Here is a 26,986-nt window from a genome sequence, read left to right as displayed (position 1 = left end):
CTTCCCTCCCCGGCGGCAGGGTCAATGACCCGGCAGGAGCCAAAAACTACGCCTCCACCAGGTTGGGCGCCCACGGCTGGGGGCAGGACCAGTTCCTCTGCCTGGCCCAGCTGTGGACCAAGGAATCGAACTGGCTGACCACCGCCACCAACCCCTCTTCCGGCGCCTACGGAATCGCGCAGGCCCTGCCGCCGGGCAAGTATTCAAGTGCCGGTGCCGACTGGCTTACCAGCTACCGGACGCAGGTCGACTGGGGGCTGGGCTACATCAGGGAGCGTTACGGCTCGCCGTGCGCCGCCTGGAACCACTCTGTGGCCAGGAACTGGTACTGACGCCGCGCTAGGCTTTTCCCATGCCCGACTATGAACGGTTCCGGATCCTGCTTGAGGAGGAACGGGAGCGGAAGGTGGCCCTCCTGCCGGCCCTGCGCGCAGACATCGCCTCCGCCAACTCGGCGCGCCAGGATTCGAATGTGGACGACGAGCATGACCCGGAAGGCTCCACCATCGCTTTCGAGCTGTCCCAGGCGTCTGCCCTGCTGAAGCAGAGCAGCGCAGGGCTCGACCAGGTGGAGGCCGCGCTGGCGAGGATCGCCGCCGGCACGTACGGGATCTGTGCCGTGTGCGGGGAGGCCATCGCCGAGGGCAGGCTGGAGGCGCGGCCGTGGACCCCGTTCTGTATCCGCCACGCCTCTGCGGGCCGCAGCCAGTGAGCGGCACCCTGGACCAGGTGGCCGCGGCTGCAGGCTTCGTTGACCGGACCCTGCAGAATGAGGGCGCCTGGTACCGGGCGGACGACGTCGAGGCGAGGCTGGGCGGGCAACTGGCCTCCTACGGCTCCTCGGTGGGCGCAGTCCGGGGAACCGTCCGTGACGCCCTCCGGAAGTACAAGGAACTCGACCACGACGCCGTTGTCCACCTGGCGTCCGCCCTGTGGGGCCAGCCCGGCCCCGGTTCGAGGGCCGTTTTTGAGCGCCGGCTCGCTGCTGTTGTCCTGCTGCAATCCACCAGGACACTCCTGCGCCATTCGGACCTGACCCGCATTGAGGGCTTCCTCCGGTCTGCCGGGACCCGGGAATTGACGGAACCGCTGCTGGCCGACGTCGTGGCGCCGCTCGTGGCGAGGCTCTGCGGGCGGGACAGGCAGCGCGCAGCCGTGGTCCTGGCACGGTGGCGGACGGACTCCGACAGCCAATTGCGCTCCGCCGCCGCCTTCATTGACCAACAAGCCCCACTACAAGGAGACACCCATGAACGATCCCTATAACCTCGACAGGTTCGTCGCCGCCCAGGACAGCGGCGGCACGTACAGCCAGGCGCTGGCGGAACTGCAGCTGGGACGGAAGACCGGCCACTGGATGTGGTTCGTCTTTCCGCAGTTCGCGGGCCTGGGCCACAGCGACATGTCGCGACGGTACGCCATCAGCTCCCTTGATGAAGCACGGGAGTACCTGGCCCATCCGGTGCTGGGTCCACGGCTGCTCGAGTCCGCCCTGGCCGTTACCAACCACTCAGGCAGCCCGGCCGGGGACATCTTCGGGAGCATCGACGCCCGCAAGCTGCACTCCTCCATGACGCTGTTCCTCCGGGCGGCTCCGGGGGAAACCGTGTTCAAAACGGTCCTGGCCCAGTTTTTTGATGGACAGCCCGACGCCGCCACTGACGAACTGCTGGCAGGCGAGGACGAGAAGTAGGGGCCAGGAGCTAAAATGCCGACGGCGGTGCCCCGCGCATCAGGCGCGGGGCACCGCCGTCGGGATTTCGGGACAGCCCGGGGCTACGGCGTGGGGCTGCCGCCGTTGACGTTCAGCGTCTCGCCCACAACATAGCTGGATTCCGGTGAGGCGAGGAAGACGTAGGCGGGGGCGAGCTCCGCCGGCTGGCCGGCCCGGCCCAGCGGCGTCGACTGCCCGAACTCCGGCAGTTCCTCCTTCGGCTGGCCGCTGCTGACCTGCAGCGGGGTCCAGATGGGGCCCGGCGCCACCGCATTAACGCGGATGCCCTTGGGCGCCAGCTGTTGTGCCAGGCCCTTCGTGAAGTTGTTGATGCTGGCCTTGGTGGTGGCGTAATCCACCAGGGTCGGGGACGGGCTGTAGGCCTGGATGGACGTGGTGTTGATGATGGTGGATCCGGCCGGCATATGGGGGAGTGCTGCCTTGGTCAGCCAGAACATTGCGTACACATTGGTCTTCAGTGTGTGGTCGAACTGTTCATCCGTGATGTCGGCGAGGTCCTCCTGCGCCACCTGTTTCCCGGCGTTGTTGACCAGGATGTCGATGCTGCCCAGCACCGCCACGGCTGTGTCCACCACATCGCGGCACACGGAGGCGTCCTTGAGGTCGCCGGGGACCTTGATGGCCTTGCGCCCGGCGGCCTCGATGAGGCCCGCAATGCGGGCGGCATCCTCTTCCTCCTCCGGAAGGTAGGAGAGAACGACGTCGGCCCCCTCACGGGCGAAGGCAATGGCCGTTGCTGCACCGATGCCGGAATCCGCGCCGGTGACGATCGCCTTGCGCCCTTCCAGCCTGCCGGTACCTCGGTAGGTCTCTTCGCCAAGATCGGCCTTGGGTGCCAGCTCCGCGTCCAGTCCCGGCTCGGGCTGGTGCTGCTTCGGCGGGGAGATCTTTTCGTAGGCGGTGACCGGATTGCGGAAGGTGTACTGGTCTGTCATGGTGGTCCTCCTGGTGCTCGGATGACAAAAAGCTAAGCATGCTTACCGTTCAAAGCCTAGGCACCTGGGGCCTGCCTTGCCAAACCCGGTCAATCCCGGAGGACCTCGTGCAGCCGGACGTCCCCCAGCTTTTCGGAATCCACCGTGGCGGTCATGAACGTGCAGGCCGGCTGCCGGCGGCGGTCAGTGGGCGATCCCGGGTTCAGCAGCCGCAGCCCGCGCGGGGTGGTGGTGTCCCACGGGATGTGGCTGTGGCCGAAAACCAGCACGTCCGCCTCCAGGTGCCGGGCCTCGCACCTGGCTTCTCGCCCCTTGGCCTGGCCGGTCTCGTGCACCATGGCAAACCGGACGCCTTCCAGCGTGATCTCCGCCGTTTCCGGAAGGCTCCGGCGCAGTTCCGGTCCGTCATTGTTTCCATAGACGCCCACCAGCAGGCGGCTCCGCCGCCGGAACTCCTCCAGATGGGTTGCCGACACCCAGTCGCCGGCGTGGAAGACCACGTCGGCGCTTTCGACGGCGGACCACACCTGTGCAGGAAGGTCACGCGCGCGCCTGGGGACGTGGGTATCGGCGACCAGGACAAGATTCAGCGGCATGGGAAAGATCCTGCCATGCCCGCCGGGTTCCCGGGGACCGGTCTCTCGCCCCCTCCTGCGGACCCTTCCGGCGTTCTTTCGATTCGCCCTTTTCCCGGCGGGCAGCCGGTCGTACTCTGGGCTCGGAGGTGATTGCCATGGAGGCAACGCAGGGCGACCGCATCATCGTGCACGGCAGGACTGTGGGGGCGGCGGACCGGCATGGGGTGATTCTTGAGGTGCGCGGCCAGGGCGGAGCGCCGCCCTACCGTGTCCGCTTTGATGACGGACACGAGACGATCATGTACCCCGGCGGTGATTTCGCCGTCGAGCGCGGTACAGCAAACCAGGCCTGACCGGCGCAGCGGACTGGCGGGTGCAGCCCACCCGCCCCACCTGTCAGACTGGAACGATGGATCACTTTCCGGCGTCCACCGCGTCCTCCGTCCCTCCCGTCCGTACCGGTCCCAGGGACCCCGGCGACGCCTGGGTCGAGGGAAGCCGCGGGCGCTTCTGGGGGCGTTTCGGCGCGGCGGGGGTGCTGGCCCACGATCCCGGCAAGGGGGTGCTGCTGCAGCACCGGGCCGTGTGGAGCCACAACGGTGGAACCTGGGGGCTGCCCGGCGGCGCACTCCATGAGGGCGAGGAGGCCGTGACCGGCGCGCTCCGGGAAGCCTATGAGGAAGCCGCCGTGCCCGCGGACAATGTGGACGTGCTCTTCACGTCCCGGCTGGACGTGGGGTACTGGAGCTACACCACGGTTGTGGTGCTGGTGCGGGAGGCGTTTGACCCCGTCATCAGCGATCCCGAAAGCCTGGAGCTCCGGTGGGTCCCGCTGCCCGAGGTGGGTGCCCTGGAACTGCACCCGGGATTCGAAGCGTCCTGGCCGGACCTCCGTGCAAGGCTCGAGTCCTAGTAGTCCGGGCCGTACTCGGCCGTGACCAGGATGGGGAGGTGGTCTGAGTTGCCGCGCGGCAGCGTCTCCACGCTTTCGATATCCAGGCCCAGCGACGTCGCGAAATCGAAGTGGCCCTTGAACACCTTGTACCGGGTGTAGGTGCGCCGGTTGCTCAGGGACAGTGCATAGCCCGAGTTTTTCATGTGCAGGTCAAGGTTCTTGGTGAAGAACGGGTAGTTGAAATCGCCCACCATCAGGGTCATCAGGCCCTTGCCCATGCTCAGCAGCTCCGCGTGGGCCGCGTGGATCTGCTTGCGCCGCAGCGAGTTGGAGGCGGTAAGCGGGGCTGCGTGGAACGAGCCGATCACCAGTTCATGCTGCGTTTCATTGTCCATGACACGGGTGCCGATCAGCCGCTCATGGGCCGGGGCCAGGACGCGGTCATGCATCGACTTCTTCAGGGCGAAGGACTGGGTGTCCAGGGCGGTGAAGCGGCTGGTGCGGTAGTAGATGGCCAGCCCCAGCCGGTTGCCCTTCGTGGCGTCCGCCAGATGCAGCGGGCCCAGGGTTTCCGGAAGATCGCTGGAATCCACCTCCTGGAGGCAGAGCGCATCAATGTCATGGTTCCGCGCCAGGGCGAGGAGTTCGCCGCTCGCCTTGTGCTTGCGGAGGTTGTAGCTGATGACGCGCATGGAACACCTCTTCAGAGGGTTGCTGACAGGACCAGTTCCTGAGTCTAGTCGGATGGATCCCGCCAGCGGCCAACATTTCGCCGCGTCCCTTTGGGCGAAATGCCGTGCCCGGGTCCGGCGCAGGCGGGGCACCCGTCCCGGATAGAGTTAAGGCCGATTCACTGGAACTCCAAAGGGGCCAACGTTGACCGCAGAGCTGCCTGAACTGGCTGAAGGAAACTTCTACTACCTGAACCTGGGCGGTGGGCGTTTCCGTTCCACCATCCATGCCCAGGGTGCCTGGAACGTCCACGAGCAGCATATGGCGCCGGCGTCCGGCCTGCTGGCGGACAGCCTGGAACGCCATAACCCGCGGCCAGACATGCGGATGGCGCGGATCAGCTACGAGATCCTCGGCCTCATCCCGGGCGGCGAGTTCAAGATCGCAGCCACCACCCTCCGGCCCGGAAAAACCATCGAACTCCTGCAGGCCGAGCTGGTGGCGGGCGGCCGGACCGCCATCCGTGCCACCGCCTGGCGGCTGGCAACCAGCGATACAACGCCGGTGGCCGCCATCGAGGACACGACCATTCCCGGTCCGGAAGACTGCAAGCCGTACGACGGCGCGTCCGTGTGGCCCGGCGGCTACATCCGCTCGCTGGAAATGCGCGTGGCGGAAGGGCACCGGCCCGGGGCCGGAAAGGTCTGGCTCCGTACGGAACACCCCCTGACGGACCGCGCGGACAGCGGTGCCCTGGCCAGGCTCATGGGCATGGTGGACACGGCCAACGGCATCGCGGCCAGGGTGCCGCCCGGGAAGGACAGTTACTCCTTTCCCAACCTTGACCTGCAGATCCACATGTACCGCCGGCCCGAGGGGGAGTGGCTGGGCCTGGACAACGCGGTCTCGTTCGGTGGGGACGGAATAGGCCTGACCTCCACCGTCCTGCACGACCTCCAGGGGCCGTTCGGGCGCGCGGAGCAGATCCTCACACTCCGAAAAACCTGACGGGACCGCCGGGCGTGGAGCGCGGCAGTGGATGGCGGTCATTTGGGAGCGTTACTTCGCCTGTTCAGGGTTGCTGGTACCGCCTGAAGGAGGGAGCTTGGGACACTCCGGGATCGCGGGCAACCGGCGGTTCGGGATCGTTGCCTTCGGTGCGAAGTTCGTCGGCGAAGACAGGAATGTACTGGGTGGATTGCCAGAGCCTGTCCAGCGTGGTGGTCGCAAGAGTGTCCCATCGATCAGCGCCTCGAATGCCTGATCACGTGAGGTCGTAAAGCTCCCGCTCAGATATTCCGTGAGCAACGTGGTGGACGTCGCGGCGGACGCCGGCGGCCAGAAGATCCGCCTGTTTTCGATGAGTGGACCGATGCCGGTTGAGCTGCCGGGTAGCCAATAAGTTCCGTCGTGGGCTGCTTCGAGGTGTCCCATAACTAATGATTGGTATGCCGAATAAGCCCGCAGGTTTTGAGGCATAGTTATAAGAATCGCCGACCGGGAGGAAGCCGCGGGATATCGCCCGAATTAGGGTCTTGCCGGCTTGGCCTTTTCGACGGGCGTGAGCCGCCACGTAAGACAAGGGTCACGAGACGATGTGATGTGCTGTGTGTGGATTATTCTCCTATGGCACTTACTTGGGGGGTGAGTATCTACTTCTCGAGGACGGGGATACCGAGTCGGGAGCAGACATCCGCAGGACCCGGTATCACTGCGACTGTGTTGTCGACTACGCAGGCCCTGAGTTCAGGCACAAAGTGCCCAGGGCCAAAGGTGTTGGGGAAAGCCGTGCCGGGGTTGCCTTGAGCATCCGTTACGGTCCCTGTCGGGGCGGGAGCCGGGGCAGGCTCTTGGTAATCCGGAGGAATAAGGTCATCGGTGATCCCTCCCGGGTTCATCAGTCCCTGGTCCCAGTTGAAAGCGCAAAGGCCGATCGGATCGCTAATCTGCTTCTTTCCTGCGTTTGGGTCCCCCTGCAGGGCTTCGGCGTCATAATTGAAACCCTCATCCATAGCCCCGGCAAGGAGATAGGGTTCCATCCTGTTTCCGGGGGAATGAGGAGATGGGTAGGTGGCGGTGAGGTCTGCGCGGTAGTAGCACCGGATGTCCCGTTTGTCCTCAACCGGAGCGAAGGCCACGTACGCCACTGCCGCCGTCGAGCCCGCCAACGCGAGGCCGGCCAGGGACAACGCCATCGGTCGGCGCCACCACGGCCTGCGACGGGACTGCGCAGCCGCTTCCCTAACCACCGCGTCCCGCACAGCCTGCCGTGTTTCGGCCGGATAGTGGATGTCTGAAAGTTTCATGACTGCCTCGATTCCACAGGATTGTTCTGCTCGGCCAAGAGCAAGGGTGAGGCCACCGCGGCGGCCCGCAACTTTGTTTTCGCACGGTTCACACGGGACCGGATAGTGCCAACGCGGACCTGAAGGGCCTCCGCCGCCTCAAGGTAGGAGTAGCCGTTGACAGTGCACAGCAACAACGCGTCCCGTTCACCGCGTGTGAGGTTCCCGGCGCCGTCCAGCAGTTCCTTCACGAGGTTTTCGGCGTCGACCCGGTCTGCGATTGAAGACGAATGATCGGGTTCCACAGCAGCGTGCGGCAGCTGCCTGAGGAACTGCTCGTGGCGGCGCACAGACCGGGCTCGGTTCCGTACTGAGTTGGTAGCCACGCCCAGAAGCCAAGGAAGGATTGACTTCCGTTCCAGCGTGAGCCGGGTGCGCTGCCGCCACGCCTCGAGGAACGTGACAGAGACGATGTCTTCGGCATCCTGCCATGACCCGGTCCGGCTCAGGCAGTACCGGAAGACAGCATCTGCATGGCGGTCAAACAGCCCGCCTAGCGCGTCTGCGTCTCCCTGTCTGCACCTATCCCACAGTTCCGCATCTGTTTCCCCCAGCTGTTCCATACCTAATAGTGTCCGGGAGTCCCCAGAAAGTTCCCCGCCCACCACGACGGAGTCCTCCTCTGCCAGATCGTCACAAGGGAGTCAGTCCGAATGTCGCTGACGAACTATGAGAGTTATCTCCCATCCATCCGAGGTGTCCCTCAACCCATATGCCTCGAAACACTAGGGTCTCGAGACTCTGAGGCTAGGAGACACCCAGATGGGCTTAGAGAAGGAGTCGGCGCCAGCGGGCGGATCGAGTACCGTATCAGCCGGTTACTTGTCGGACCTGAACACGATCGAGTCGAAGACGGCGCCTGCCTCCCTCGTCAGCTCCGGATTGATCGACTCGTGGAACTGGACCACCCAGATCACGCCGCGCTGGCCGTTCATGTCGACCACCCGGTAGGTTTCGCGTTCAGCGGCGCTGGAGTACCAGCGTGTGCATTCGTTTGAGAGTGATGAGTGGACACAGAACTTGTCGCGGTCGCAGGCTGTTATGTCCACGTCGCCCTCGACCGAGCGGTCGAACTCGAAGCCGGAGTAATCGCCCAGCAAGACCTCGACGGGAGGAGTACTCACCGTTGACGTTTGAGCCCTTACCGCGTCGACGAAGGCCTGAGCCGACGGATCGACTTTGACGAGCGCGTCCTGCCAGGCGCATGCGTCTGTCGGCACATAATGGGCGGGCCACCAACCTACGAAGACCCCCCATTTATCCGGGTGATCCGGGTCGTCCTTGGCCAGGCCTTCGCCGTCGGTAACCGACCAGCCGTCTGGGACGGTGATCTGGAAAGGCGCCGTGAAGCCGGTGGCGAGGACGAGGTATGTGCCGGCAGCGATGTCACCATTCTCCGGCAGCGGTGAGACCCTACGAGTGTCGTCACTCTCTGGCGTCGGCGGAACGGTGCGAGACTCCGTAGTCGAAGTACTGGCGGACGGGAGGGAGACGCCGTCGGACTCATACTGGCACCCGCCGAGGAATCCAATCAGTGCGATAGCCACCAGGGGCAGGAGATGGCACGGCCGCTGAGCGGCCTTTGGGAGGGGTGCCATGGAGCTCATCGATCCACCAAGCCGCTGCAGGGTAACTGTGAGGCCCCGCAGCCGGGTGGCCCCGCGGGCGGTCCGGGATGGGATGCCGTCGCCCCAAGTCTCCTCCGGCGCAGAACCCGTGACAATGAAGGGTTGTACGGAAATCAGTTTCGATTAATGCAATTACCAGACATGGCAGGCGCGTGCACCCGGTCACCGATCCGAAGCACCTCTCAGCGTTCCCAGAACGCCGCCATATGGCGGCAACTCCTGCGGGCCCGATGGATGTATCGTTGAGTATCGTTGTATATCGTTGGCGGTTTACAGAGGAGATCATCATGCGTGGTTCATACCCGGCAGCCGGATTCGGCGGGAGCAACATCGACGGCATGTGGCAGGCCGTCGAGGAGCTGCGTTCCCGGTTTGAAAAACGCGCCGGAACCCGTGCCGGCAAGGGCGAGGTGAGGTCGGCAGTGCTGGCGCTTCTTGCCGAGCGGCCTATGCACGGCTACCAGATCATCCGCGAGATCGAGGAGCGCAGCGGCGGCAGCTGGAAGCCGAGCGCCGGTTCCGTCTACCCCACCCTGCAACTGCTCGCGGACGAGGGCAGCATCAGCGCCGAGGAGTCCAACGGCCGCAAGATCTATTCGCTGACCGAGGCCGGCCGGGAGGAAGTCGCGCAGGACCGCGGGGCAACGCCCTGGGACACGCCGGGCTCGCACGCCGGCAGCTTTGGATCCCTGCCCAAAGCGGGGGTGGAGCTCGCGCAGGCTGCAGCCCAGGTGGGCCGCACGGGCTCGCCTGACCAGGTGCAGCAGGCCGTGGCAGTGCTCGACGACGCACGGCGCCGGCTCTACGCGATCCTCGCCCAGGATTGACCCGGGTGGCGTCTGTCCGCCTGCATCGTGCCGCTCCGGCCGCGGGCGCCGGGGACACCCGTGCCCGCTACCGCCGGATCCTGCGCTTTGCGGCCTGGAACCTGGCGGTGACGTGGTGGTTTGAACTGTTCCTTCCGCGGATCGGACTTGCCCGGGTCGCGGAGCGTACGCGGCCGCGGAGGATGCAGCGCTTCGCCCGGCGCTTCCATGGACTGGCCGTGGAGCTGGGCGGCTTGATGATCAAGGTGGGGCAGTTCCTTTCCTCCAGGCTCGATATCCTGCCGCCGGAGATCACCAGGGAGCTTGAGGGCCTCCAGGACGAGGTGCCGCCCGTTCCGTTTCCTTCGATCCGCGCTTTGGCCGAGGAGGAGTTGGGCGCTCCGCTGGACCAGGTATTCGCTTTCGTGGAGGAGGTACCGATCGCTGCCGCGTCGCTGGGGCAGGCGCACCGGGCACGCCTTCGTTCAACGGATGCGGCCGACACCGGGTTCACCGATGTGGTGCTCAAGGTGCAGCGTCCGGGCATCGACGCGATTGTCGACGTCGACCTTGCAGCCCTGCGCAAGGTGGGCGGCTGGCTCAGCCGCATTCGCCTGGTGTCCAGCCGCGCCAATATGCCGGCCCTGGTGGAGGAGTTTGCGCAGACCAGTTTCGAGGAGATCGACTACCTGCACGAGGCGGCGAATTCCGAACGCTTTGCCGCCGATTTTTCCGACGACGGCAGGGTCTGCGTGCCCGGCATTGCCTGGGAGCGGAGCACCCGCCGCGTGCTCACCCTTGAAGACGTCACGGCCATCAAGATCACGGAGGCAGGGGCGCTCAGGGCGGCGGGCATCGACCCGGCCGAGGTGGCTCCTGTGTTCGCCGCCGTTATGTTCGACCAGATGTTCACCAATGGCTTCTTCCACGCCGACCCACACCCCGGGAATATCTTCGTCACCCCCGTCGCGGCAGCGGCCGGCGACCGCCCGTGGAAGCTGACGTTCATCGATTTCGGCATGATGGGAGAAATAACCGCCTCCACCCGCAGCGGACTCCGGAAATTGCTGATTGCGGCCGCCGCGCGTGACGGCAGTGGGCTGGTGGCGGCGATCAACGACGTCGGCGTGCTGGCGCCGTCAGCCGACACAGTGGAGATGGAACGCGCCATGACGCACCTCTTCGCCCGCTTCGGCGGGATGGGCTTCGCCGAGCTCCGGGAAGTGGATCCGAGGGAGTTCCGTGACTTCGCGGTGGAATTCGGCGACGTTGTCCGCTCGCTGCCGTTCCAGCTCCCGGAAAACTTCCTGCTCATCATCCGGGCGATGTCGCTGACCTCGGGGGTGTGCTCCTCGCTCGATGAGCGCTTCAACCTCTGGGATTCCGTGGAACCGTATGCTGCCCGGCTCCTGCGCGACGAGCGCGGCAACATCGTGGAGGACGTGGCACAGCAGGCCCTCGATGCCGCGGCAACCGCGCTCCGCCTGCCCAAACGCCTGGATGCGCTGGCCGGCCGGCTCGAGGAAGGTTCGCTCGCCGTCGCAAATCCGCGCCTTGAACGGCGCATCGCCCGGCTGGACCGCTCCACCCGGCGCTCTGCTTCCACCCTGGTGTTTGCCGCCCTCCTCATCGCCGGCGCCATCGTGCGGTCCGACGACGCCGTCCTGGGCGGCATCCTTATGGCCGGTTCGGTGGTTCCGTTGCTGCATGGCCTCTGGGCAGGCCGGCGCGGCCTCTGACAGCGAAGTGCCCAGGCTGCAGCCGTTTCGGGCGCGGGCGTCAGGTGCGGGCGTGGAAAACCAGCCAGCCCGCGAGCGTTGACAGGCCAGTCAGCACGGCTCCCCACAGCATGTCCACGACAATGAGCTGCAGCGGCCACACTTTGAGGGTGGCTGCGTTCGTGAGGTCGTAGGTGGCGTAGGCGAAGGCGCCCAGCGCCGCGCCGTAACCCAGGGCCGCCAGCCAGCTGCCGCCGTCGAGCGCCGGCCGGAGGGCAAAGAACACAATTCCGGCGATGTAAATGACGTAGAACGCCACGGCGTAACCTAGGTGTGGTTTGTCCGCCAGCAGTTCGCCGATGTGGCTGCGGTAAAAGGGGTTCATCAGCTTGAGCCAGATGGCGTCGATCGCTGCGAAGGCGGCGGCGACAACGAGGAATTGCAGAATGACCATAAGGGAGCTTAGCAATATGAACGACGGCGGTCCGGGGCCCCGCACCCTGACAGTGGTGCGGCAGGAAAAGACGCTGGGCGCCGGCCGGGACCTGGAGTTCGGCCTGGAATTGCTGGCCAAGGCCAAAAGCGGGGACATCGGTCCCACGCTGCGGCTGTACCGGCCCGCCCCCACGGTCGCGTTCGGCCAGCGTGACACCCGACTGCCAGGGTTCGACGCCGCTGCGAAGGCGTGCCGTGCCAACGGCTTCGAACCCCTGGTCCGCCGGGCAGGGGGACGGGCGGCCGCCTATCACGAGGGAACCCTGGTGGTGGACCACATTGAACCCGATCCGGACGCCATCGCCGGTTCCAAGACAAGGTTTGGGTACTTCGGGGAGCTTTTTGCGGACGCCCTCCGCCGTGTCGGCGTGCAGGCGGCCGTGGGCGAGATTCCGGGGGAATACTGCCCCGGGGAGTTCAGCGTGCACGGCACGGACCCGGCTGACGGCGCACACCGGGTGAAACTGGTGGGCACCGCCCAGCGGGTGGTGGCCGGCGGGTGGCTGTTCAGTTCGGTGATCGTGGTGGAAAACTCGGCGCCGATCCGCAAAGTGCTGACCGACAGCTACGCCGCCCTGGGGCTGGACTGGGACCCTGCCACGGCAGGGGCGGTGGACGACCTTGTGCCTGGTGTGGACGTCGCAGCGGTGGAGGATGCCCTTCTGTCCGTGTACGCGGACCATGCCACCCTCAAAACCGCTGTGTTCAGCAGCCTTGGGGCATAACCGGCCCATTGACTGCCAGGCAGCACAACGGGACCAACATTGGAAATGCCGGTCCCGTTGTGAAAGGGCTAGGCTGCGAGGCGCTGCTTGACCTCGGCGGCTGACGGGTTGGTGGCAGCAGTGCCGTCCGGGAAGAGGACGGTGGGCACGGTCTGGTTTCCACCGTTCAGCTGCTCCACGAGTTCGGCGGTGCCTTCCACTTCCTCGATGTTGATCTCGGTGTAGCCGATGCCCTGGGCGTCAAGCTGCTTCTTCAGCCGGTTGCAGTAGCCGCACCAGGTGGTGGAAAACATGGTGATAGTGCCGGATTCGGGAGTGAAGTCCACGGAGCTCTCCTCTGTGCTTGATAACGGTTTCGTTCCTGTAACGGTAGCGTGCAGTCCGGTATTCCCCCGCTTCCGGGCCGGCCGCACCCCCGCGGATGACAGCTCCTGCCGCCGATGGCATGCTGGAGCCATGTGTGGACGTTACGTGATGGCACGCGCCGTGGGGGACCTCCTTGCCGAGTTCGACGCCGAACTTGAGGACGAGGTCAACATCCCGCCGTCGTGGAATGTGGCGCCGACGGACCCGGTCCCCATCGTCCTGGAACGCCTGGTGGACGGCGAGGCCGGGAACAGGCACGTCCGCCAGCTCCACGCCGCCCGCTGGGGGCTGGTCCCGTCCTGGGCCAAGGACCCTGGCATCGGCTCGAGGATGATCAACGCCCGCAGCGAGTCCGTCCTTGAGAAACCGGCGTTCCGTAAAGCCATGCAGTCCCGCCGTTGCGCTGTCCCGGCAGACGGCTACTACGAGTGGAAGCAGGGGCCCGGAAAGTCCAAGCAGCCGTACTACGTGCACCCGGGCGTTGGCCATGGCCTGGTGTTCGCGGGCCTCTATGAGTGGTGGAAGGATCCCTCCTGGCCAGCAGGGGAGCCGGGCGGGTGGCTGCTCTCAACGTCCATCCTGACCACGGACACGCCCCCGCCGGGCAGTGAGTCCACGGTGTTCGGCAAACTCACGGCACTCCATGACCGGGTACCCCTTCCCATGGACAAAGCCACGATGCAGGCCTGGCTGGACCCTCAGACCGACGATCCGGCCGGACTCGTGGACCTGGTACGGGCAGGGGTCAAGGACGTAGCCGCCGACTGGCAGGTGGAATCCGTAGGGAAAGAGGTCGGCAACGTCAGGAACAACGGGCCGGAACTGATCCGGCCCGTTGAAGCGCTCTTCTAGCAGCCGGCCCTGTGAGCAGCCCGGGCCAAACCCTGGGGGAGGCTAAACGGTGACCGCGCCGTCGTCGTCCACTGCCCAGGTGGGGTTGTACGCCACCTCCCAGCGGAAACCGTCCGGGTCCGCGAAGTAGCCGCTGTAGCCGCCCCACGGCTGGGTGATGGGCTCGGCAATGATCTCCGCTCCCGCGGCGGCGGCCTCCTCCATCACGCGGTCCACGTCCTCCGTGCCGGGAAGGTTGTGGCTCAGCGTGATGCAGGGGACAGCTCCGGACGCGGTGACGCCGGCGTCGGCCTGCATCTGGCGCACGTCCCACAGGGACAGCACCAGCCCGTGGTTCACCTGGATGAACACCACGTCGCCGGGAACTTCCCGGTGGACAGGCCAGCCAAGCCCGTCAACATAGAAAGCCCGGGACGCGGCAACACTGCGGACGCCCAGCGAAATGAAGTCGACTCTTGGCTGCATGCTTCGATACTGTCAGACGATGGCGACAATTCAAGGAAACGATAGAGATGCTTTGGCCGACAAGGAACAGCTCGCTGCCGTCCGTGTTGCTGTTGACGAGGTGGATGAACAGATTGTCACCCTCATCGCCCGCCGCGAACGGCTGATCCGCATCGCCGGAACACTCAAGGGTGACGACGCCGAAGTCCGCGCCCCTGGCCGGGTGGAGCGGATCATTGAACACGTCCGCTCAGCCGCGGAAAAGAAGGACATCGACCCGGACATCGTCGAGTCCACGTACAGGGCCATGATCTCCGGGTTCATCGAACTGGAACTGAAGGTCCACAAAGAGAACAGCTGACCTCCCGCCCTGCGGGCCTGGTTACAGGTGTTCCTCCACGGGAACGCCGTGCTGGTATTCCCTGCCCTCCGCCTCGCTGAAGGCTGACATGAGGTGTCCCTTGCCCAGGCCGTTCAGGGCGGCAAGGGGAAAGCTGCCGGTGATGGTGTTCTCGGAATGGGTTACCCCGGACAGGTCGTAGTCCTCCTCGACTCCCTGTTCGCGGTTAAAGGAATAGAAGGCAATGGCCTTCCCGTTCATGAACTCAATACACAGCCTCCGCTGCGAGGAATAGTCGGGGGTGGCCCCCATCAGCCCCACCACGTAGGCACCGGAATCCGGGATGGTGCCGTCTATATCGAACGTGGCCACCACGGTGGAATCCTGGGCTGTGATGCTTGCCTGCTTCAGAAGTGCGTCTTGGGTTTTCATGGCACAATCCTGCTCCCTGCCGATCGGTCCGTCCACCCTTCCCGGCCAATCTCTTTGTCCCTCCCGCAGCCCATCTATGCTCCCGTTCAGGGCAGGGGTAGACTGGTTCTATTCGAATATGTGTTCGAATACTTTCAGCTACATCCACTCGGGGAGGGTCCATGGGTATGTTCAGCGAATCCGTGGACGTCGACTGCACTGCGGGCGGCGAACCCATCGGCCTGCTGTGGGCTGGACGGTCCTATGCAGTCTGCGCGGAACCGGTGCGCTGGTACGAGCGCCGGCAATGGTGGGCTGAAGAAACCCGCGCACCGCTGGGCAGTGGCCCCGGAGTGGTGGACCATGAGATCTGGCGGGTCCAGGTGTTGCCTTCCGCACCGGTGCGGGGTGCCCAAGCCGCTGAGCCGCTGACCCTCGACCTCACCCGGCATATCCGCAGCGGCAGGTGGCGGCTCCTGCGCATCCATGACGCACTCCGGCCCAGGACAGCATGAGTTTCACCCATCTTCACGTTGCCACAGCATTCAGCGCCCACTACGGCGTTTCCTGGCCCGAGGAACTGGCGCAGGCAGCAGCCGCTGACGGCGCAACCGCGCTCGCCTGTACGGACAGGGACGGGTTGTACGGGACCATCAAGCACCTCAAGGCGTGCATGGCAGCAGGCATCGATCCCATCGTTGGGGTTGACCTTGCGGTATTCGACGACGACGGCGACTACCGCACGCAGCTGGCGGGCAGGGTGGTGGTACTGGCCCGGGGCCACAACAACGGGTCAGGCTACCGCGCCCTGTGCAGGCTGATTTCCGATGCCCACGCCCGCACCACGGGAAAAGCCGGTGGAACTGTCCCGGTGGCCGTCACCCGGGCCGAGCTGGCGTCCCGCACCCTCGATCCGCAAACCCTAAAACCGGTATTGACTGTCCTGCTGGGGCCTGATTCCGACGTCGGACGGGCCATGGGAGGGCGCCGTTACCTTCGCCCCCGCACACTATTCAAGCAATGGCTGGATGCAATGCCCCCAGGCACGCTGGTGGCCGAGATCGTGACGCAGCTCAGCGCTCCGGGAAAGCCGTTGAGTACCGCCCACGCGGTCCGGATGCTCAAGCTTGCCGAAGAGCATCAGGTTCCGGCTGTCCTGACCAACGCCGTCAGGTACTGCGCCGCAGACGGTGCTCCCACCGCCGATGTGCTCGACTCAGCCCGCACCCTGAAATCCCTTCCCGAACTTGCGGATGAACCGCTGCTGCAGCCAACCGGGCAGGGGTGGCTGAAATCCTCCCCGGAAATGCTCCGGCTGGGCAAGGAGATCATTTCAGCGGCAGGATATGGTGCCGCGGACCTGAAACAGCTGATGGCGCAGACCGAGGCGCTCGCGGACCGCTGCAGGATTGATCCGGAAACGGACATGGGCTGGAAGCAGCCGGTTGTGCCCGAAGCCTCAGTCCTGGGGATCAGCCAGGATCCACACGTTGAACTGGTGCAACGGTGCCAGGCCGGTATCAGCCGCCGCTTTCCGGGGATCAACGGTGCTGCCGGAGAGAAGATGCGATCCCGGCTGGACCATGAACTGGGCATCATCCGCAACCTCGGTTTTTCCTCCTATTTCCTGACAGTTGCAGAAGTGTCACGAATGATCCAGGAGATGGGGGTGCGTGCAGCAGCCAGGGGATCAGGCGCCTCCAGCCTGGTCAATTACCTGATTGATGTCAGCCAGGTGAACCCCCTGCAGCACGACCTCATCTTTGAACGGTTCCTGTCGCGGGACCGGGCCACCCTTCCGGACATCGATATTGACGTTGAAAGCGCTGAGCGGCACAACGTCTACCACCGCATTTTCAAGCGTTTCGGGTCCGAACGGGTCACCCTGATGAGCATGCAGAACGGTTACCGGGCCAGGGGTGCCGTGCGGGATGCCGGCATGGCGCTGGGCATGGACGGCGACGAGGTGGGGGAGATCGCCAAGCAGCTGTGGCGTTTCTCTGCCCGGAAATTCCGTGATGCCCTGCAGGAAAAGCCTGAACTCCGGGAATTTGCCGGCCGGGTGGAACAACGGGAAGTGGACGGCAACCAACAGCTTGACCTGCTGGTTGACCTGACGGAACGGCTTGACCGGCTGCCCCGCCATATTTCCATGCATCCGTGTGGCGTCATCCTCGGTGACGCCACCCTCCTGGACCGCACCCCGGTGCAGCCCAGCGGGCTGGGCCTGCCCATGAGCCAGTTCGATAAGCACGACATGGATCCCATGGGCATGCTCAAACTGGACGTCCTGGGAGTCCGCATGCAGAGCGCCATGGCGTTTGCCGTCCGTGAGGTCATCCGCATCCACCCGTCCAAGGAGGAGGTGGTGGCCGCCGGCCGGCATCCGTCAGGTCCGGGCGGAAGCGGTCCTGACTACATTGCGGAGAACGGCCATATCGACCTGAACGCCGTTCCCCTTGATGACAAGGCCACATTTGAACTCATCAGAAGCACCCACACCCTGGGCTGTTTCCAGATTGAATCACCCGGCCAGCGGGAACTGATCGGCAAGATGGCCCCCCGTGAGTTCAACGACCTCATCATCGACATCTCCCTGTTCCGCCCGGGCCCCATGAAGTCGGACATGGTCCGGCCCTTCCTGGAACACCGTCACGGCTTCGCGCCCGAGGTCTATCCTCATCCTGACCTGAAACCGGTGCTGGCGGAAACCCATGGCGTCACCGTCTTCCACGAACAGATACTGCGGACCTTTGATGTCATGACCGGCTGCGGCCTGGCACGGGCCGACGAATTCCGCCGCGCCCTGGGAAACGAGGCACTCGAACTGGGAGTGGAGGAATTCTTCCGCACAGCGGCCAGGAAAAAGGGGTACCAGCCGGAGGTAGTGGACAACGTCTGGGGAACGCTGAAGGCCTTCGGAAGCTTCGGATTCTGCAAAGCCCACGGCGCCGCCTTTGCCGTGCCCACCTACCAGTCTGCCTGGCTGAAGGCCCATCATCCTGAAGCATTCCTTGCCGGGCTGTGGGAGCACGATCCTGGCATGTACCCCAAGCGGCTGCTGGTGGCGGAAGCCCGGCGGCTTGGCATCCCCATCCTTCCCCTGGACATCAATCGCAGCAAGGGCGAATACCGGGTGGAAAGGATTGAAGCCGGCAAGGACGCAGGAAAACTGGGTATCAGGCTGAGCCTCAACGGCATCTACGGGCTGTCCGCAACGGAGCTCAAGCGGATCGTTGCGGGCCAGCCCTACGACTCGCTGGCGGACCTGAGGGCACGGTCCCGGGTCAGCAAGCCCAACATCAAGAGATTGGCCCAGCTGGGGGCATTTGATTCGCTTCACCGTGAGGCGGGCGGCACGGCCAACCGCGCCGATCTTGTCCACCACCTGCAGCAGCTCCAGGGTTCCGGCAGCGGGCGGAAAGGCGTGGAAGTCCTTGAGGGGCAGCTGTCCCTTCCCCTGGGTGATGTTGAGCTTCGCAATGTTAAGCCGGGACTGCCGGTGCCTTCCCTGGTGGAAAACGTCCGTGCCGAACTGGACCTGATGGCAGTTGATGTCAGCAGCCACCTGATGGACAGCCACCGGCCAATGCTGGACAGGCTGGGCGTCATCACGGCGGACAAACTCCTTGGCCTGCGCAACGGGACGGAAGTCCTGGTAGCCGGGGTGCGGGTGGCAACCCAGACGCCGCCCATGCGGGGCGGGAGGCGGGTGGTCTTCATCAGTATCGACGACGGCACCGGCTGCATAGATTCGGTCTTTTTCCACGAGGCCCAGGAAAAAGCAGGAATGCTCCTGTTCGGCACCAGGCTGCTGCTGATCCGAGGGACCACCAGGCGGACCGGACCGCGGGGAATCAGCCTGAGCGCCAGCATGGCCTGGGACCTTGGCAGGACAGAGACACTGCCGTTCCCGGATTCCCGTCCGCAGGAACCAGAGGTCCGGCACCCGCTGGATGGAGTTACCAGGAGCCTCGCCATCACGGGATTCAGCGGCTGACCCTTCCGTGCGCCGCGTTGGTCGGGCCCCAACGGAACCGATAGCATTGACGATGGCTGGCTGTGGTCCCCGTATGCCACAAGCTATGAAGCCTCAACTTTGAATAGGAGACACCCGTGTCAGATGCCCAGCAGATCACCCTTCTCGTCGATGGCGAAGAGACCAAGGTGACTACCGGGACAACCGGTGCGGAACTCTTCTTTGAGCGCCGTGATGTTGTTGTAGCCCGCGTCAACGGAGAACTGAAGGACCTTGACCAGGAGCTCCCGGAAGGCGCCGACGTCGAAGGCGTCACCATTGACTCGCCTGACGGCCTCAACGTCCTCCGCCACTCCACTGCCCACGTCATGGCCCAGGCTGTCCAGCAGCTGCGTCCCGACGCCAAGCTGGGCATCGGCCCGTACATCACTGACGGGTTCTACTTCGACTTCGATGTCGCCGAACCGTTCACTCCCGAGGACCTCAAGACCCTCGAGAAGATGATGCAAAAAATCATCAACCAGAACCAGAAGTTCGTCCGCCGCGTGGTCAACGAGGACGAAGCCCGCGAAGCCATGAAGAACGAGCCCTACAAGCTTGAACTGCTGGGCAAGAAAAACGAGGCCGCAGAGGCCGGCGAAGGCGTGAACGTCGAGGTCGGCGCGGGCGATATCACCATCTACGACAACGTTGAGCGCAAGGAAGGGACCACCGTCTGGTGCGATCTCTGCCGCGGCCCGCACCTGCCCAACACCAAGCTCATCTCCAACGCCTTTGCCCTCACCCGCTCGTCCTCCGCGTACTGGCTGGGCAACCAGAAAAACCAGCAGCTGCAGCGCATCTATGGCACGGCCTGGCCCACCAAGGACGCCCTCAAGGCCTACCAGGAACGCATCGCGGAGGCCGAACGCCGCGACCACCGCAAGCTCGGCTCGGAACTGGACCTCTTCTCCTTCCCGGATGAACTCGGCTCAGGCCTCCCCGTCTTCCACCCCAAGGGCGGCATCATCCGCAAGGAGATGGAGGATTACTCCCGCCAGCGCCACGTCGAGGCCGGCTACGAGTTCGTCTACACCCCTCACATCACCAAGGGGCATCTGTACGAGGTCTCAGGGCACCTGGACTGGTACAAGGACGGCATGTTCCCGGCCATGCGCGTGGATGAGGAACTCAACGCAGACGGTACAGTCCGGAAGCCTGCCCAGGACTACTACCTGAAGCCGATGAACTGCCCCATGCACAACCTGATCTTCCGTTCCCGCGGACGGTCCTACCGTGAGCTGCCGCTGCGGCTCTTCGAATTCGGCGCTGTCTACCGCTACGAAAAGTCCGGCGTGGTGCACGGCCTGACCCGCGTGCGTGGCATGACACAGGACGACGCCCACATCTACTGCACCCGCGAGCAGATGAAGGACGAACTGACCAAGACGCTGACGTTCGTCCTCGACCTGCTCAAGGACTACGGCCTGAACGACTTCTACCTGGAGCTCTCCACCAAGGACCCGGAGAAGTTCGTCGGCGAGGACGCGGCCTGGGAAGAAGCTACACGTACCCTCGCCGAGGTTGCTGAGGAATCCGGCCTGGAACTGGTCGCGGATCCGGGCGGGGCCGCCTTCTACGGCCCCAAGATCTCCGTGCAGGCGAAGGACGCCCTTGGCCGCACCTGGCAGATGTCCACCATCCAGCTGGACTTCAACCTGCCCGAACGGTTCGAACTCGAATTCCAGGCCGCTGACGGCAGCCGCCAGCGGCCCGTGATGATCCACCGTGCCCTGTTCGGATCGATCGAGCGCTTCATGGGCGTGCTCACCGAGCACTACGCCGGCGCCTTCCCCGCATGGCTGGCACCGGTCCAGGTGGTGGGCATTCCGGTGGCGGAGACCTTCAACGAGTACATGTTCGACGTCGTGGACCAGCTGAAGGCGGCAGGCATCCGCGCGGAAGTGGACACCTCCTCGGACCGGTTCCCCAAGAAGATCCGCACGGCCAGCAAGGACAAGATTCCGTTCGTGCTGATTGCCGGCGGCGACGATGCCGAAGCAGGCGCCGTCTCGTTCCGCTTCCGCGATGGAAGCCAGGACAACGGCGTGCCTGTGGCCGAGGCCGTCAAGCGGATCACGGAAGCCGTCCGTAACCGGACCAGCTAGCGGAACGGAACAGCACCGTGCAGGAGAACACAGGCGCAGGGTATCCAGGAGATGCCGGCGTTACCGACGACTTTGACCTCGCCGGTGTCCCGGACGCCTTCCAGCGCCTGTGGACTCCGCACCGCATGGCGTACATCAAGGGCGGGCAGCACCAGTTCAAGAACGAGAACGACTGCCCGTTCTGCATCGGTCCCGGACGTACTGATGAGGAAGCCCTCATCGTCCACCGTGGAAAGACCTGCTACGTGGTGCTCAACCTGTTTCCCTACAACCCCGGGCATCTCCTGGTTTGCCCCTACCGGCACATCCCCGACTACACCGACCTGACACTCGATGAGACGGCGGAGTTTGCGGACCTCACGCAGACAGCCATGCGGGTGCTGCGGAAGGTGGCCAATCCGGGCGGCTTCAATCTGGGCATGAACCAGGGGGTTGTCGGCGGTGCCGGTATTGCCGCGCACCTGCACCAGCACATCGTTCCCCGGTGGGGCGGCGACGGGAACTTCTTCCCCATCATCGCCCAGACCAAGGCCATCACGCAGACCCTTGACGAGGTCCGCCAGCAGGTGGCCGACGCCTGGCCCGGGGAGACGGATGCTGAATAGGCACGCGCGCGGGTTTTTCACCGCCTTGTTCAGCCCCCTTGCCCGCTGGCTCCTCAAAATCGGGATTTCGCCGGATGCGGTAACGGTCATCGGCACCGCCGGAGTGGTGGTGGGCGCGCTGGTGTTCTACCCGCTCGGCCAGCTGTGGTGGGGAACCCTGTTCATCACGGCGTTCATCTTTTCCGACGTCCTGGACGGAATCATGGCCAGGATGCGGGAGGTGGGAAGCCGCTGGGGGAACTTCCTTGACTCCACCCTCGACCGGATTGCCGACGGCGCGCTGTTCGCCGGCCTGGCCGTCTGGTTCTTCACCGGCGGGGCCAATGTCCCCATCGCCGTGGCTGCCATGGTGTGCCTTGTCCTGGGCATGGTGGTTTCCTACGCCCGCGCCAAGGCGGAGTCGTTGGGCTTCACCGCCAATACCGGCATCGCCGAGAGGGCGGAGCGCCTCGTTTCGGTGCTGGTTGTCACCGGTTTCACCGGCCTGGGACTTCCGGAGGTGGTCCTGCTGGTGACGCTCCTGCTCCTCGCCGTGGCCAGCTTCATCACGGTGGTCCAGCGTGTGGTCTCCGTACGCCGCCAGGCCCTTGCGGAACCCTCGCCGGCCGATTAACGCGAATTAAGCCGGCCGGCCGCGGTGAGACTAGTATTAGGATTGCCCGGTCAATGGATCCGGCAACCCGGTGTGTGTACACGTGGCATCTCCGTGCCGCCCTGCACGACCGGCGAAGGTCATCTATCTACCCATAGGGGTTTTTGTGTCTACACCTGATGTAAGCAGCGAGGCCGGTACGTCCGCGAACAGCGTCACGGGCAGCAACCGCGTAAAGCGGGGCATGGCTGAGATGCTCAAGGGCGGCGTCATCATGGACGTCGTCAACGTCGAGCAGGCCCGCATCGCCGAAGACGCCGGTGCCGTTGCTGTGATGGCGCTGGAACGCGTTCCGGCCGATATCCGCGCCCAGGGCGGCGTATCCCGCATGTCCGACCCCGACATGATCGACAAGATCATCGACGCCGTGTCCGTGCCGGTCATGGCGAAGGCCCGGATCGGCCACTTCGTCGAGGCCCAGGTCCTGCAGTCCCTCGGCGTGGACTACATTGACGAGTCCGAGGTCCTCACCCCGGCCGACTACACCAACCACATCGACAAGTGGAACTTCACCGTTCCCTTCGTCTGCGGTGCCACCAACCTCGGTGAGGCGCTGCGCCGCATCAACGAAGGCGCGGCCATGATCCGCTCCAAGGGCGAGGCCGGCACCGGCGACGTCTCCAACGCCACCACGCACATGCGCCAGATCCGTGCGGAACTGCTCAAGCTCGCGGCCCTGCCCGAGGACGAGCTCTACGTGGCAGCCAAGGAACTGCAGGCCCCGTACGAACTGGTCAAGGAAGTAGCCTCCACCGGCAAGCTTCCCGTGGTCCTGTTCACCGCCGGCGGCATCGCCACCCCCGCCGACGCCGCCATGATGATGCAGCTCGGCGCCGACGGCGTGTTCGTCGGCTCCGGCATCTTCAAGTCCGGCAACCCCGCCCAGCGCGCGGCCGCCGTCGTCAAGGCCACCACCTTCTACGACGACCCCGACGTCATCGCCAAGGCCTCCCGCGGCCTGGGCGAAGCCATGGTGGGCATCAACGTCGACGAGATCCCCCAGCCGCACCGCCTTGCCGAGCGCGGCTGGTAACTTGCTGCCTGGGGTGAGGGACGGCGCCATCCTCGGCGCGCTATTCCCCGCGCGTTCTGGGCAGCTTAGTAGCGGCTTCCGGCGCGGGGCCCCTTTTACGCGCGCTGCCGGATAACGCCGGCCCTCGCCTTGCGCATGTGAGGTACGACGGCGGCGGGTCACCTTGTGGGTGACCCGCCGCCGTCGTTTTAAGGTGTGTTGGGGGTGTGGGTTACTCCAGGCCGCGGCGCTTCAGGAGGGGCTCCAGCGTGGCTTCGCGGCCCCGAAGGATGCGGAACGATTCCAGCGGGTCGCGGCTGTTGCCCCGTGAGAGGAGCTCCAGGCGGAAACGGTTGCCGTTGGCCCGGGTGAGTCCGCCGTTCTCGGTGAACCAGTCCACCGTCTCCGCATCCAGGACCTCGCTCCAAATGTAGGAGTAGTAGCCGGCCGCATACCCTGCACCGGCAAAAACATGCTGGAAATAGCCCGTCCGGTAGCGCGGCGGAATCAAGGCGTGGGCGATGCCCGCGGCGGCCAGGGCTTTGTCTTCAAACGCAACAGCATCCTCTGGAACCCCGTTGCCGTCCAGGACGTGCCAGGCCAGGTCCAGCAGCGCTGCTCCCAGGTACTCGGTGGTGGCAAACCCTTCGCCCCACAGCCGTGACGCGTCCAGTTTCGAAACGACCTCCTGCGGAAGCGGTTCGCCCGTCACATGATGGCGCGCATAATTGTGCAACACGTCGGGCCACATGATCCACATCTCGTTGACCTGGGACGGGTATTCCACGAAGTCCCTGGGGACGGAAGTTCCGGAAAACCGGGGATAGGTCACATTGGACAACAACCCGTGCAGCGCGTGGCCGAACTCATGGAAGGTGGTCCGCAGCTCGTCCAGCGTCAGGAGCGTCGGTTCGCCCGCAGTCGGCTTGGAGATGTTGAGATTGTTGATGACCACCGGCTTTGTTCCCAGCAGCGCAGACTGTTCCACCAGCGAGTTCATCCAGGCGCCACCCCGCTTGGACTCACGGGTGTAGTAGTCACCCAGGAACAGCCCGAGCCCCATGCCGTCCTCGTCGCGGACCTCCCAGATACGGACGTCGGGGTGGTAGCCGGCAAGGTCCTTCCGCTCGTGGAATGTGATGCCGAAGAGCGATGTTGCGGCAAAGAAGACCCCGTCCGCCAGCACCCGGTCCAGCTCGAAATAGGGACCGAGTGCCTGTTCGTCAATGTCGTAGCGTTCCCGCCGGACCTTGGCGGAGTAGAAGGCCCAGTCCCAGGCCTCCAGCGGATGGCCCGCGGCCTCGGCCAGTGCCGAGGCCTCGGCGTCGGCGTTCCGCACCGCCGCCGGAGCCATGCGGTTCAGCATGGACTGGACGGCCCCGAAGTCCGGGGCTGTCTGCCGGTCCACCACCAGTTCGGCGTAGTTGGCAAAGCCCAGAAGCGCCGCCTTTTCCGCGCGGAGCCGGGCCATTGACGTGGCTAAATCCAGCACGTCGAGGCTGCCGCCCCCGCTGCCCCGGGCCACGGATGCTTCAAACAGCCGACGGCGGACTCCGCGGTTCTCGAGGGCGGACAGGGCAGGCTGGTTGGTCGGCTGGATCAGTGTCAGCAGGAATTTGCCGTCATGTCCGGCGGCGCGGGCGGCCTCCGCGGCAGCGGCAACGTCGTCGGCCGGCAGTCCTGCCAGCTCGCCTGCGTGGTCCAGCAGCAGGGCAGCGGATTTCATTCCTTCCTTGACGCGCTGTCCGAATTCGGTGCCCAGGCGGGAGAGCTCGGCGTTAACCTCCTTGAGCCTTTCCCGGGCAGGGCCTTCCAGCTGGATGCCGGACTGCCGGAATTCCTTCAGGTACTCATCAACAAGCCGCGCGGACTCGGCATCACAGCCGGCGGTGTCGATGGCGGCGAAGCGCTCGTACAGTGCCCGGTTGAGGAAAACGTCGTCCTGGTGCGCAGAGAGCAGCGGCGACAGCGCCGTTTCCAGGTCCCGGATCTCCGGGGATGCATCGGCCGAAACGAGCGTGAAGAAGGACGCAGCGGCCCGGTCCAGAAGCCTGCCGGAGCGTTCCATCGCCACTGCCGTGTTCTCGAACGTGGCAGGGGCCGTGTCATCAACGATGGCCTGGAGCTCAGCCAGGTGCTCGTGGAGACCTGCCCGGACGGCGTCGTCATAATCGGCGGTGCTGATCTCCGCGAAGGGCGGAAGTCCGTAGGGCAGGGGACTGGGTGCCAAAAGGGGGTTGGTCATGAAGTAAAACCTTTCACAGCAGGCCACGCTTCTCAATGTGAGCCACGCCATGGTCCCCTCCCTAGAATGCTTCTATGGGGAACACAACCGGCAGGGGGCCGGTGCACTTTCGCCGCGTCATCACTGGCCTTGCACTGGCAGCCGCGATGCTCATGACTGCAGCGCTTGGAGGCTGCGGCCTGGCCGCCGAACAGGCCGGGCCCGCGGCTCCGGCAGGAGGGCCCGGTTCGGTTGGCGCCGGTCCCGGCAACCAGGACAGCGCCAGCCCCGCTCCCGCCGCCCCGTCAACTCCGGCACCGACTCCCACGCCCGGCGAAGGGCCGGCCTGCCCGGTGCTCCGATGCACGTCCGTACTGGTGACCGGCGACATGCTTGTCCACGCAGAGCTGTGGCAGCAGGCGCAGCAGGACGCCGCGGCGTCCGGCAAGCCCGGACTGGACTTCGTGCCGCTGCTGGAGGGGCAGCGGCGGTACATCCGGAACAGCGACCTGGCCATCTGCCATCTGGAAACGCCGGTGGCCGGCCCGGAAGGCCCGTTCTCGGCCTATCCCTCGTTCAACGTCCCGCCGCAGATCATCGCAGCAACAAAAGAGGTGGGGTACGGGGCCTGCACAACGGCCAGCAACCACACCATCGACCGCGGGACGGATGGGCTCCTGCGAACCCTGGACCAGCTGGACGCCGCCGGCCTGAAACACACGGGTTCGTACCGGACTGAAAGGGAGTCGCAGGGGATCCTGGTCATGCAGACCGCCGCCGCGAAGATCGCGGTGATCCAGGCCACCTATGGGCTGAACGGACTGCTTCCCGAGTATCCGTGGCAAGTAGACATGCTGGATGCGCCTGCCATGATCGCCAAGGCGGAGAAGGCCAGGGCGCTGGGGGCGGACATCGTGCTGGCGGCCATGCACGCAGGCGACGAATACGCCAGCGAACCCAACGCCCGGCAGCAGGAGGTGGCGCACGCCCTGGTGGACAGCGGCCAGTTCAACCTGGTCTACGGCCACCACACGCATTCCGTGCTCCCCATTGAGAACTACAAGGGCACGTGGATCGCCTACGGCCTGGGCAACGGTGTCACCGAGCTCTCGCCCTGGTACGTGGTCAACAACGAGGGCCTGCTGGTGCGGGTGCAGTTCGGCCAGGACGCCTCCGGCAGGTGGAGCGCAACGGACCTGGCCTGGGCCCCCTCCGTTATTGTCCGGGATCCCTACCGCTGGTGTTCGGTGGCGTCGGACGCGCCGCAGGGGCCCTGCGCCGGGCCGGAAGCCGACGCCGCCACCTGGCAACGAACCGCGGGCGTGGTGGAGTCTATGGGCGCAGCGGCGGGCGGCGCGCACGAACTCCTGGTCACCCGCGAACCGTGACCTGCCGGCGGGGGCATGTGCCCCGCCCGGGAAC

Annotated in this window: 30 protein-coding genes; 19 read left to right on the top strand and 11 right to left on the bottom strand. The window is 65.2% G+C overall.

Features of this window, described 5'->3' with window-relative positions; all coding sequences use genetic code 11:
* The 4 genes from HTS88_RS19015 to HTS88_RS19000 form a co-directional block, all read left to right on the top strand.
* The coding region (locus HTS88_RS19015; RefSeq protein ID WP_485062238.1) for an aggregation-promoting factor C-terminal-like domain-containing protein at window positions 1–332 on the top strand (332 nt) is incomplete at its 5' end.
* A gap of 20 nt (window positions 333–352) precedes the next feature.
* Window positions 353–712 carry a TraR/DksA family transcriptional regulator gene (locus HTS88_RS19010; protein ID WP_174181179.1) on the top strand — a complete coding sequence of 120 codons (360 nt, stop codon included), beginning with the start codon at window positions 353–355 and terminating at the stop codon, window positions 710–712.
* Complete coding sequence (locus tag HTS88_RS19005; RefSeq protein WP_174181175.1) at window positions 709–1,266, top strand: DNA alkylation repair protein; 558 nt, start codon at window positions 709–711, stop codon at window positions 1,264–1,266. The genes HTS88_RS19010 and HTS88_RS19005 overlap by 4 nt, the downstream gene beginning before the upstream one ends.
* Window positions 1,250–1,693: a DUF1810 domain-containing protein gene (locus tag HTS88_RS19000; RefSeq protein ID WP_174181165.1), complete on the top strand. Its 444-nt coding sequence runs from the start codon at window positions 1,250–1,252 to the stop codon at window positions 1,691–1,693. The genes HTS88_RS19005 and HTS88_RS19000 overlap by 17 nt, the downstream gene beginning before the upstream one ends.
* An 83-nt stretch (window positions 1,694–1,776) precedes the next feature.
* Here HTS88_RS19000 and HTS88_RS18995 read toward each other — a convergent pair whose 3' ends face one another.
* Window positions 1,777–2,670 carry a glucose 1-dehydrogenase gene (locus tag HTS88_RS18995; protein ID WP_174181163.1) on the bottom strand — a complete coding sequence of 298 codons (894 nt, stop codon included), beginning with the start codon at window positions 2,668–2,670 and terminating at the stop codon, window positions 1,777–1,779.
* A gap of 89 nt (window positions 2,671–2,759) precedes the next feature.
* Window positions 2,760–3,266, bottom strand: a complete 507-nt coding sequence (locus HTS88_RS18990) for a metallophosphoesterase family protein (RefSeq protein WP_174181161.1) — start codon at window positions 3,264–3,266, stop codon at window positions 2,760–2,762.
* Between the two features lie 137 nt (window positions 3,267–3,403).
* Here HTS88_RS18990 and HTS88_RS18985 point away from each other — a divergent pair, with 137 nt between their 5' ends.
* The gene (locus tag HTS88_RS18985; protein ID WP_174181159.1) at window positions 3,404–3,601 is read left to right on the top strand and encodes a DUF1918 domain-containing protein; all 198 of its coding nucleotides are present in this window, start codon (window positions 3,404–3,406) and stop codon (window positions 3,599–3,601) included.
* 56 nt (window positions 3,602–3,657) lie between these two features.
* Window positions 3,658–4,161, top strand: a complete 504-nt coding sequence (locus HTS88_RS18980) for an NUDIX domain-containing protein (RefSeq protein ID WP_174181157.1) — start codon at window positions 3,658–3,660, stop codon at window positions 4,159–4,161.
* Here HTS88_RS18980 and HTS88_RS18975 read toward each other — a convergent pair.
* Window positions 4,158–4,835, bottom strand: a complete 678-nt coding sequence (locus HTS88_RS18975) for an endonuclease/exonuclease/phosphatase family protein (RefSeq protein ID WP_066276355.1) — start codon at window positions 4,833–4,835, stop codon at window positions 4,158–4,160. The two genes, HTS88_RS18980 and HTS88_RS18975, sit on opposite strands and share 4 nt — an antisense overlap.
* A gap of 184 nt (window positions 4,836–5,019) precedes the next feature.
* On the opposite strand from HTS88_RS18975, the gene HTS88_RS18970 reads away from it, so the two are divergent.
* Window positions 5,020–5,823 carry a thioesterase family protein gene (locus HTS88_RS18970; protein WP_174181155.1) on the top strand — a complete coding sequence of 268 codons (804 nt, stop codon included), beginning with the start codon at window positions 5,020–5,022 and terminating at the stop codon, window positions 5,821–5,823.
* A 644-nt stretch (window positions 5,824–6,467) separates the two neighbouring features.
* On the opposite strand, the gene HTS88_RS18965 is transcribed toward HTS88_RS18970, so the two are convergent.
* From HTS88_RS18965 to HTS88_RS18955, 3 genes are all read right to left on the bottom strand, one after another.
* Window positions 6,468–7,121: a hypothetical protein gene (locus tag HTS88_RS18965; protein WP_174181153.1), complete on the bottom strand. Its 654-nt coding sequence runs from the start codon at window positions 7,119–7,121 to the stop codon at window positions 6,468–6,470.
* A complete protein-coding gene (locus HTS88_RS18960; RefSeq protein ID WP_174181151.1) occupies window positions 7,118–7,723 on the bottom strand; it encodes an RNA polymerase sigma factor in 606 nt (201 codons plus the stop codon). Before HTS88_RS18960 ends, HTS88_RS18965 begins: the two co-directional genes overlap by 4 nt.
* Window positions 7,724–7,978: 255 nt before the next feature.
* A complete protein-coding gene (locus tag HTS88_RS18955) occupies window positions 7,979–8,707 on the bottom strand; it encodes a hypothetical protein (protein WP_425515574.1) in 729 nt (242 codons plus the stop codon).
* 368 nt (window positions 8,708–9,075) lie between these two features.
* On the opposite strand from HTS88_RS18955, the gene HTS88_RS18950 reads away from it, so the two are divergent.
* Window positions 9,076–9,615 (top strand): PadR family transcriptional regulator, encoded by a 540-nt coding sequence (locus HTS88_RS18950; protein WP_174181147.1) that lies wholly within the window; start codon window positions 9,076–9,078, stop codon window positions 9,613–9,615.
* A gap of 5 nt (window positions 9,616–9,620) precedes the next feature.
* A complete protein-coding gene (locus HTS88_RS18945; protein ID WP_174181145.1) occupies window positions 9,621–11,333 on the top strand; it encodes an AarF/UbiB family protein in 1,713 nt (570 codons plus the stop codon).
* 40 nt (window positions 11,334–11,373) lie between these two features.
* Here HTS88_RS18945 and HTS88_RS18940 read toward each other — a convergent pair whose 3' ends face one another.
* On the bottom strand, window positions 11,374–11,766 hold the full coding sequence (locus HTS88_RS18940) for a DUF2177 family protein (protein ID WP_104185968.1): 393 nt from the start codon (window positions 11,764–11,766) through the stop codon (window positions 11,374–11,376).
* Between HTS88_RS18940 and HTS88_RS18935 the strand changes: the two genes are divergently transcribed.
* Window positions 11,759–12,532: a lipoate--protein ligase family protein gene (locus tag HTS88_RS18935; protein ID WP_425515573.1), complete on the top strand. Its 774-nt coding sequence runs from the start codon at window positions 11,759–11,761 to the stop codon at window positions 12,530–12,532. The genes HTS88_RS18940 and HTS88_RS18935 overlap by 8 nt on opposite strands.
* 68 nt (window positions 12,533–12,600) lie before the next feature.
* Here the strand turns inward: HTS88_RS18935 and HTS88_RS18930 are convergent, their stop codons facing one another.
* Entirely contained in the window at window positions 12,601–12,858 is a 258-nt protein-coding gene (locus tag HTS88_RS18930) for a mycoredoxin (protein ID WP_066276302.1), read from the bottom strand.
* 130 nt (window positions 12,859–12,988) lie between these two features.
* Between HTS88_RS18930 and HTS88_RS18925 the strand changes: the two genes are divergently transcribed.
* On the top strand, window positions 12,989–13,750 hold the full coding sequence (locus HTS88_RS18925) for an SOS response-associated peptidase (RefSeq protein WP_174181142.1): 762 nt from the start codon (window positions 12,989–12,991) through the stop codon (window positions 13,748–13,750).
* Window positions 13,751–13,792: 42 nt separating this feature from the next.
* On the opposite strand, the gene HTS88_RS18920 is transcribed toward HTS88_RS18925, so the two are convergent.
* On the bottom strand, window positions 13,793–14,215 hold the full coding sequence (locus HTS88_RS18920) for a VOC family protein (protein WP_174181140.1): 423 nt from the start codon (window positions 14,213–14,215) through the stop codon (window positions 13,793–13,795).
* A gap of 19 nt (window positions 14,216–14,234) precedes the next feature.
* On the opposite strand from HTS88_RS18920, the gene HTS88_RS18915 reads away from it, so the two are divergent.
* On the top strand, window positions 14,235–14,555 hold the full coding sequence (locus HTS88_RS18915; RefSeq protein ID WP_066276294.1) for a chorismate mutase: 321 nt from the start codon (window positions 14,235–14,237) through the stop codon (window positions 14,553–14,555).
* 21 nt (window positions 14,556–14,576) lie between these two features.
* Here HTS88_RS18915 and HTS88_RS18910 read toward each other — a convergent pair whose 3' ends face one another.
* Window positions 14,577–14,966, bottom strand: a complete 390-nt coding sequence (locus HTS88_RS18910) for a hypothetical protein (RefSeq protein WP_174181138.1) — start codon at window positions 14,964–14,966, stop codon at window positions 14,577–14,579.
* 161 nt (window positions 14,967–15,127) lie between these two features.
* On the opposite strand from HTS88_RS18910, the gene HTS88_RS18905 reads away from it, so the two are divergent.
* From HTS88_RS18905 to pdxS, 6 genes are all read left to right on the top strand, one after another.
* Complete coding sequence (locus HTS88_RS18905; RefSeq protein WP_174181136.1) at window positions 15,128–15,460, top strand: DUF6504 family protein; 333 nt, start codon at window positions 15,128–15,130, stop codon at window positions 15,458–15,460.
* Entirely contained in the window at window positions 15,457–18,945 is a 3,489-nt protein-coding gene (locus tag HTS88_RS18900) for a DNA polymerase III subunit alpha (protein ID WP_174181134.1), read from the top strand. Before HTS88_RS18905 ends, HTS88_RS18900 begins: the two co-directional genes overlap by 4 nt.
* Window positions 18,946–19,061: 116 nt before the next feature.
* Window positions 19,062–21,071, top strand: a complete 2,010-nt coding sequence (gene thrS, locus HTS88_RS18895) for a threonine--tRNA ligase (RefSeq protein WP_174181132.1) — start codon at window positions 19,062–19,064, stop codon at window positions 21,069–21,071.
* A gap of 17 nt (window positions 21,072–21,088) precedes the next feature.
* A complete protein-coding gene (locus tag HTS88_RS18890; RefSeq protein ID WP_174181130.1) occupies window positions 21,089–21,676 on the top strand; it encodes an HIT family protein in 588 nt (195 codons plus the stop codon).
* A complete protein-coding gene (gene pgsA / locus HTS88_RS18885; RefSeq protein WP_174181128.1) occupies window positions 21,666–22,289 on the top strand; it encodes a phosphatidylinositol phosphate synthase in 624 nt (207 codons plus the stop codon). Before HTS88_RS18890 ends, pgsA begins: the two co-directional genes overlap by 11 nt.
* Window positions 22,290–22,434: 145 nt before the next feature.
* Complete coding sequence (gene pdxS / locus HTS88_RS18880) at window positions 22,435–23,361, top strand: pyridoxal 5'-phosphate synthase lyase subunit PdxS (protein ID WP_174181126.1); 927 nt, start codon at window positions 22,435–22,437, stop codon at window positions 23,359–23,361.
* A gap of 211 nt (window positions 23,362–23,572) precedes the next feature.
* On the opposite strand, the gene HTS88_RS18875 is transcribed toward pdxS, so the two are convergent.
* Entirely contained in the window at window positions 23,573–25,585 is a 2,013-nt protein-coding gene (locus tag HTS88_RS18875; protein ID WP_174181124.1) for a M3 family metallopeptidase, read from the bottom strand.
* A gap of 74 nt (window positions 25,586–25,659) precedes the next feature.
* Here HTS88_RS18875 and HTS88_RS18870 point away from each other — a divergent pair, with 74 nt between their 5' ends.
* Window positions 25,660–26,952, top strand: a complete 1,293-nt coding sequence (locus HTS88_RS18870) for a CapA family protein (RefSeq protein ID WP_246256470.1) — start codon at window positions 25,660–25,662, stop codon at window positions 26,950–26,952.
* Window positions 26,953–26,986: the final 34 nt, after the last annotated feature.

Source organism: Pseudarthrobacter oxydans, from assembly GCF_013314975.1.
Lineage (GTDB): Bacteria > Actinomycetota > Actinomycetes > Actinomycetales > Micrococcaceae > Arthrobacter > Arthrobacter oxydans.
The sequence above is the reverse complement of the archived record's forward strand: the minus strand, read 5'-3'. Positions and strand labels throughout refer to the sequence as shown.